5 protein-coding genes are annotated in these 6436 nt (G+C 74.3%); all 5 read right to left on the bottom strand.

Annotated features, from left to right (window positions below):
- Positions 1 to 155: 155 nt before the first annotated feature.
- The 5 genes from J4709_RS49375 to J4709_RS49360 are packed head-to-tail and all read right to left on the bottom strand — an operon-like array spanning position 156 to position 6433.
- Positions 156 to 590, bottom strand: a complete 435-nt coding sequence (locus J4709_RS49375; protein WP_208252446.1) for a carboxymuconolactone decarboxylase family protein — start codon at positions 588 to 590, stop codon at positions 156 to 158.
- Positions 587 to 1399, bottom strand: a complete 813-nt coding sequence (locus J4709_RS54345) for a class I SAM-dependent methyltransferase (RefSeq protein ID WP_307802142.1) — start codon at positions 1397 to 1399, stop codon at positions 587 to 589. The genes J4709_RS49375 and J4709_RS54345 overlap by 4 nt, the downstream gene beginning before the upstream one ends.
- On the bottom strand, positions 1396 to 3078 hold the full coding sequence (locus J4709_RS54340) for a class I adenylate-forming enzyme family protein (protein ID WP_232385244.1): 1683 nt from the start codon (positions 3076 to 3078) through the stop codon (positions 1396 to 1398). Before J4709_RS54340 ends, J4709_RS54345 begins: the two co-directional genes overlap by 4 nt.
- Positions 3075 to 4811, bottom strand: coding sequence for a CoA transferase (locus tag J4709_RS49365; RefSeq protein WP_307802141.1), 1737 nt, complete (start codon positions 4809 to 4811; stop codon positions 3075 to 3077). Before J4709_RS49365 ends, J4709_RS54340 begins: the two co-directional genes overlap by 4 nt.
- Complete coding sequence (locus J4709_RS49360; RefSeq protein ID WP_208252445.1) at positions 4802 to 6433, bottom strand: class I adenylate-forming enzyme family protein; 1632 nt, start codon at positions 6431 to 6433, stop codon at positions 4802 to 4804. Before J4709_RS49360 ends, J4709_RS49365 begins: the two co-directional genes overlap by 10 nt.
- Between the last annotated feature and the right edge of the window lie 3 nt (positions 6434 to 6436).

Below are 6436 nucleotides of genomic sequence, written 5' to 3'. Positions count from 1 at the left end.
GGCCGGCGACGACGCGGGCGTCGCGGTCCAGGCCGCCGACGTGCAGTCCGGCCCGGCAGGCCTCCCGTACCAGCGGAAGTCCCACATAGCCGAGTCCGATGACCACCAGATCCATGCCCGGCTCCCTCCCGAGGACCCGAAGTGCGCGGCGCCGGTCAGGCCGGTGCGGACGCGGCGATGCCGACGCGGTTCCAGGCGTTGATGGCGGCGATCGTCCAGAGCAGGTGCGTCAGCCGCGTCTCGTCGAAGTGCTCGCGCGCCGCGGCGAAGACCTCGTCGGGGACTCCCGCATCGGTGATGAGGGTCATCGCCTCGGCGAGTTCGAGGGCGGCGCGTTCGGCGTCGGTGAACAGCGGGCTCGTCCGCCACGCCGCCACGGACTGCAGGCGCTCCTGCCGCTCCCCCGCCGTCAGGGCCACCCGCGTGTGGATGGACAGGCACAGCGTGCAGCCGTTGATCTGGGAGGCGCGGATGCGGACGAGTTCGGCGAGCAGCGGGTCGAGCGGTCCGCTCGCGAGTGCGTCGAGGTCGGCCATCGCGGCGTGGACGTCGGGGGCGGCGCCGTGGACGTCGATACGGGGCGTGGTCATCGAACCTCCTCGGGGCGGCGGCCCTGCACGGAGTACATGGCGTACGAGCAGGCGCGGAAGCCTGGGTGCGCGAGCAGTGTCCGCACCTCGGCCAGTTGCCGATCGGTCATCCCGGCCTGGACGAGTTCGTCGCGGAGATGCCGGGTGTGATGTGCGAGGAGCCGCAGTCCCGGCGAGCGTGCGTTCCACAGTTCCAGGCGGCGGTGGGAGGTGACGTCGGCGAGCCTGGCGCGGCTCATCGCGTCCGCCACTTGACGCCCGAAGGCGATGGCCACGTTCCTCCTGGTCATGAGCCTGTTCTTGGTGGCCGTGAACGTCCGGTACAGCGCGCGTGCGGCGGCGTCGGGCGCTTGCAGGCAGGGCGCGTCGGTGGCGTCGAACTCGTCGATCTGCAGTACTCTGCCCGGTTTGAGGGCGCGGACGAGCCGGTCGAGCACGGCGAGGCGTTCGGGCAGCAGTCTCAGCAGGAGCCGGGCATGGACGAGGTCGAACTCGCCCTCGGGGAGCGGGTCGCGGACGATGTCGTGTTCGACGACCCGGAGCCCGTCAACGTCGGGCACGCGGGCCGGATGAAGGTCCGTGGCCGTGACGCTGCCCGTAGGGCCGACGCGTTGTGCCAGCCAGGCCGCCACGCTCCCGTTACCCGCACCGGCATCCAGGCATCGCCATCCCGGTCCGATGCCCGTCGCCTTCAGCCGGTCGATGGTGAAGGGGTCGTAGGCGAGGCTCAGCAGGCGGTGCTGCTCGCCGTTGTGCTCGTCCCCGTCGCCGAAGACGCCGGCCGGCGCCGGGACCGCGACCCGGCTCACCGGTCGGTCCTCACGTCGAGGGCCGCCGGTGCCTGGGCGGAGTCGGAGTCCGCGGGGACGGCCGACTCGGCGGCGATACGGGTGAGGGCGCTGACGCTCACCTTGCCGGTGGGGCCGACCGGCAGTTCCGGCAGGACCAGGAAGCGTTCGGGCAGCTGGCGCTTGTCGACGCCGTGTTCGGCCAGGTAGGCGAGCATGGCGGCGGGCGACGGCGGATTGGCCCCCGGACGCGGCGCCACGCAGGCGCACATGCGTTCGCCCAGGTCCAGGTCGTTCACGGGCACGCAGTGCGCGTCGGTGATGTCGGGATGGGAGATGAGAGCGCGTTCGACCTGGGCCGGGAAGAGGCTGACGCCGCCGCGGATCACGGTGCGCTTGAGGCGGTCGAGGACCCACAGGGTGCCGTCGCGGTCCAGGGTCCCGAGGTCGCCGCTGCGGACCCAGCCGCCGGGAGCGCGGTACCGGTCGTCGAGTTCCGGCGCGGCGACGTGGCACAGCGGGGACATCGGGCCGAGCGCCCAGATCTCCCCGGCCTCGCCGCGCGGCAGCGGCCGTCCCCGCGGGTCGCGGATGCTGATCTTGGCCACGCGGGGGTCGGGGACGCCGGCCAGCCCGGGTTCCCACCGGTACGGGTTGCGGCCGGTATGGCAGTTGACGCCGTCGCTGGACCCGTAGATGTTGACGGGCGGCATGCCGAACCGGCGGACGCACGCGTCCCTGACGTGCTGATGCACGGGCCCGGCGCTGGAAACGACGGCGCGCAGCGAGGAGACGTCGGCGTCGCCGCCACATTCCGCCATTCGCCACAGCATTGTGGGGACGCCGAACAAATGCGTGGGCCGGTGATGTTCGACGGCTTCTAGCGCGGCGGCGGCGTCGAATTGCGGCATCAGTACAAGGGTGCCGCCGTGCCGGGCGAGGATCACCGACGTCCCGAGCGAGCCGTACGACGAGGCGAGGGAGACCAGCACCAGGGCGCGCATCGGCTCGGCGCCGCGGCGCAGCGCGGCGACGTAGTTGCCTCGTCCGCCCGCCATCGCGTTGTGCGAGTACGCCACCATCTTCGGCTCCGACTCCGACCCCGAGGAGACGAGGATGCGGGCCGGTGCCTCCGCGTCGACGGGGACGGACCGCCACGCGCCGAGTTGCCCGTCATCGGCTTCGTCCAGCCCATGCACGTCGTCGCACGGCGGGTGGCCGGGCGTCCATCGTTGCAGGTCGGAAACGCCTTCGGCGGCGCGCATCGTGGCCGCGGTCGCCATGAGCGCCGCGGCGCGGGACCGGCGGAGGAGGCTCGCGACGTTCCGGGGCCCGTGCGTGTGCGGGATCGGCAGGGCGACGGCGCCGATCGCCGCGATCGCGAGTTCGGCGACGACCGCGTCGCGGCCGTTGGGCAGCAGGACGGCGATGATGTCGGCGGGTCCCCGGCCCGCGGCGTGCAGCGCGGCGGCGGCGCGGCGGACGCGGTCGTCGAGCGCCAGGTAGGAGAGCGCGCCCGCGTCGTCGACGACGGCCTCGGACTCGGGTGCGGTGCGCACGTTCTCGCGGAACAGCGTGTAAAGGTCGCGGCCCGGGCACGATCCGGCGATGGTCCAGGCGGCTCGCAGTTCGGCGGGGACCCGGTCGGCCAGAGCGATCCCGTTGGCCGATGTCCAGACCGTGGATGCGGCGGATTTCATATTGCCTCTCTCTGCCAGGAAGAAGGCCGCGTGAACGTCCACGGCGCACGGCTGTAAACGGCGGCTCCATCGGTTTCGAAAAGTGCCGCGTACGCGGGGTCGGCGGCCATCGCGGCGAGGTCGGACACCACCGGCGCGGTCCGTGCGGCGGCGCGGGCGCCCGGGTCATGGGACTCGCGTAGCAGGCGCCCGGCGTCGGCCAGGCCCGTCTCGACCTGCACGCCGGTGCCGATGCGGGCGGCGGCGAGGAGGCCCGCGACGACGCCTTCGGCGCTGATGAGCGCGCCGAGCACGTCGATGATCGTCATCAGCGTCGGTGTGGGAGGCGCGCCGGGAGGTGACAGCAGCGCCGCGACACCGGTGTGCGCCTGGACCAGGTAGTCGGTGCCCATCGGCTGCGGCGCCGGAAGAACCTCTCCCCACCCGCCGGCGTACGCGTAGACGAGACGGGGCTGCACGGCGGCAAAGGCGGCGGCGTCCAGCCCGAACCGGGCGGCGCGGCCCGGCGCCCAGTTCTGCAGGAACACCTCCGACGAGGCGGCGAGCCGCAGCGCCCGCTCGCGTCCCGCCTCGGTCTTCAGGTCGGCCTCGACGGCGCCCTTCCCGCGGTTGAGCGCGAGGAAGCGGGCCGAGCACTCCCCCGCCATGGGCGGGACGCCGCGCATCGGGTCGCCGCCGGGCGGTTCGACGCGGACGACGTCGGCGCCGAGCAAGCCGAGGACGTGCCCGGCGAGCGGTCCTTGGACGCGGTTGGTGGCCTCGACGACCCGTAACCCGGCCAGCGGCCCGCCCTCGACGCCCCGGGACGGGCCGTCCGGTGCGGGCACCGCCCCGGGAGATGGGGCATCCGACAGGGGACGGAGCCGCCACGGGGAGCCGGGTGGCGGCGGCAGCGGTGTCCCGGCGTCGTTGACCGTCACGATGCTGACGCCGGCGTCCTCGGCGGCGCGGCGCACCGCGAGATGGTCCCGCGCGGCGACGGCGGCCTGCAGTCCGGCGGGGAGATCGCAGGTCCCGGTGGCGAAGCGCTGCTGGAACGGCGGCCAGCCGGCGACGATCGCGGAGCGTTCGGCGCCCAGCCCGGTCCAGAAGCGCAGCCAGGTCTCGGCCCGGAACGTCTCGATCTCGAGACGGACGCCGTCGGCCGATCGGAACGGCGGCGTCCGCTCGGCGCCCGGCTCCGGATCCGGGCGGGAGGAGCCGGAGCCGGAGCCGGGGTCGGTGGTGGCGACGGCGACGTACTGGGTGAGGGCGAGCGCCGCGGCCTGGGCGACCGAGGTCGCCGCGCGGACGTCCGCCCCGCCCCGCAGCACGGCCAGCATCCCCGCAGTGATCGTCTGCGCTGCGAGCACGCCCGCGCACACCGAGGCGTAGTCGATGCGCAGGGCGCGCGGCTCGCCGGTGGCGCGCCCGTGGACCTGCATGATGCCGCAGGCGGCCTGCACGTCCCGCTCACCGGTCATCGGCACCCTCACCGGCCCGGACCAGCCGATACGGCAGTCGGGCAGTGCCTGATCGCCGGGGATCCACGGCGCCCGGACGACGCGCAGCCGCCCGGCGGGCGCGTCCAGCGGCGGCGGCCCGCCGCCGGTCTCGATCGAGCAGCCGAGCGCCCGCAGCCGCGCGACCGCGACCCGCACCGGCACCGTGTCGCCGAGCGCGCGCACGACCGTCCCGTCCAGCGGCCGGGACGCCGGCGTTTCCAGGAAAGGAGCGGCCGCCTTCACGTCCACTTCCCCGTACCGTAGGTCTCGGGAGACACGCCGAGGCGCTCGCGCAGGGCAGCCCGCCGCACCTTGCCGGTCCCGGTCCGCGGTATCCGGTCCCAGGCCGAGACGACCGGTTCGGCGAGGTCGGGCAGGTCGGCGGTCGCCTTGCGCCACTGCACCGGGTCCAGCTCGCCGTCCTCGGTGACGACCACGGGAACGCAGCGGCCGCCTGGGACGCCGAGGACGATGCATTCGACGACGTCCGGCAGCCGGTCTTCGAGCACGTCCTCCAGTTCGACGCAGCTGCCCTCCGGCAGGGTGTCGGCCTCCCGGTCCAGCAGGAGCAGGCGCCCCCGCGGGGTGAGGACGCCGACGTCCCCGGTGACGAACCACTTCCCCGAGCGTTTGCGCCGGTAGCGTTGCCGCTCCCCCACGTAGTCCAGGCACAGTGCCTTCGTCGTGCACACCAGCAGGCCCGGGGTGCCGCGCCGCACGGGCCGCAGGGTCTCGCGGTCGACGACGCACAGCCGGCTGCGTCCGGGGACGGGACGGCCGAGGTCGCGGGTCGTCGGATGCCGGTCGCGCTCGGACCGCAGGGCGCGGCGCGTGAGGAAGCGGAAGGTGAGCGGCCCCGTCTCGCTCTGTCCCCACCCCTGCAGCCAGATCGGCCGCCGGTGGCGGGTGGCGTTGAGGTACGTCCGCACTGTAGGCGGATGCACGGCGTCGAATGTGCTGATGTACAGCCGGACGCGCTCGAACGCGTCGCCCTGCGCGCGCGCGTGCGAACGCCACCGCACGTACGTCGAGGGTTGCGCCTCCACGGTGGTGGGCCGGTGCCGCTCCAGCAGCGGACGGGCCTCGTCCCAGTCGGAACCGGTCACCACCAGCAGCTTCTCGGGATCGAGTTGCAGCACGCTCGCGGTCCAGGCCAGCGCACGGCCGTGGGCGAAGGAGAACGCGCCCGCGACCACGTCCCCGGGACGGCTGGCGAGCACGGGCCAGCGGTGCGCCTCGAAGCCGGCCAGCCGCCTCAGCAGGGTGCGGGTGGAGTGCACGACGAGCTTCGGCACCCCGGTGGTCCCGGAGGTGTGGAGGATGACGAGCGGGTCGTCGGTCAGGGGACGCTGCGGGGGCGGGGCGGCATGGCCGCGGACGTCGGTGAGCGAGAGCACCGTCCGCGGCCCGTCCGCTCCGGCGCCATCGGGCCTGCCGTCGGGCCTGCCGTCGAGCACCAGCGTCCGGGACGCCAGGCAGGGCAGCACCCGGCCGGCGGCGAGCCGCGCGGAGTCGATGACGAGCAGCGCCGGGTCCAGCCGCTTGAGCAGGATCTCCATGACGTCGGCGTCCAGGTGCGCCGACAGCGGCACCGGCACCGCGCCGAGCCGGGCCGCGGCGCAGCACAGCAGCACCAGGTCCCAGTGGTTGCGCTTGATGATCGCGACGCGGTCGCCCGGCTCGACGCCGGCGGCGGCGAACCATCCGGCGGCGTCCAGCACGAGCCGGGCCGCCGCCGGGACGTCGAGCGCGGTGCCCATGCCGGGGGCGATGTCCAGCGGCCGGCTGAAGTGCACGGTCATGGCGCCGCCGCGGTCGGCCGCGTCCTCGAAGAGCGTGCCCAGTTCGATCCGCCTGCTGAAGAGGGCCATCGC

Origin of the sequence: Actinomadura violacea (assembly GCF_017573465.1) — a bacterium.
In the GTDB taxonomy this organism is placed as follows: Bacteria; Actinomycetota; Actinomycetes; order Streptosporangiales; family Streptosporangiaceae; genus Spirillospora; species Spirillospora violacea.
The sequence above is the reverse complement of the archived record's forward strand: the minus strand, read 5'-3'. Positions and strand labels throughout refer to the sequence as shown.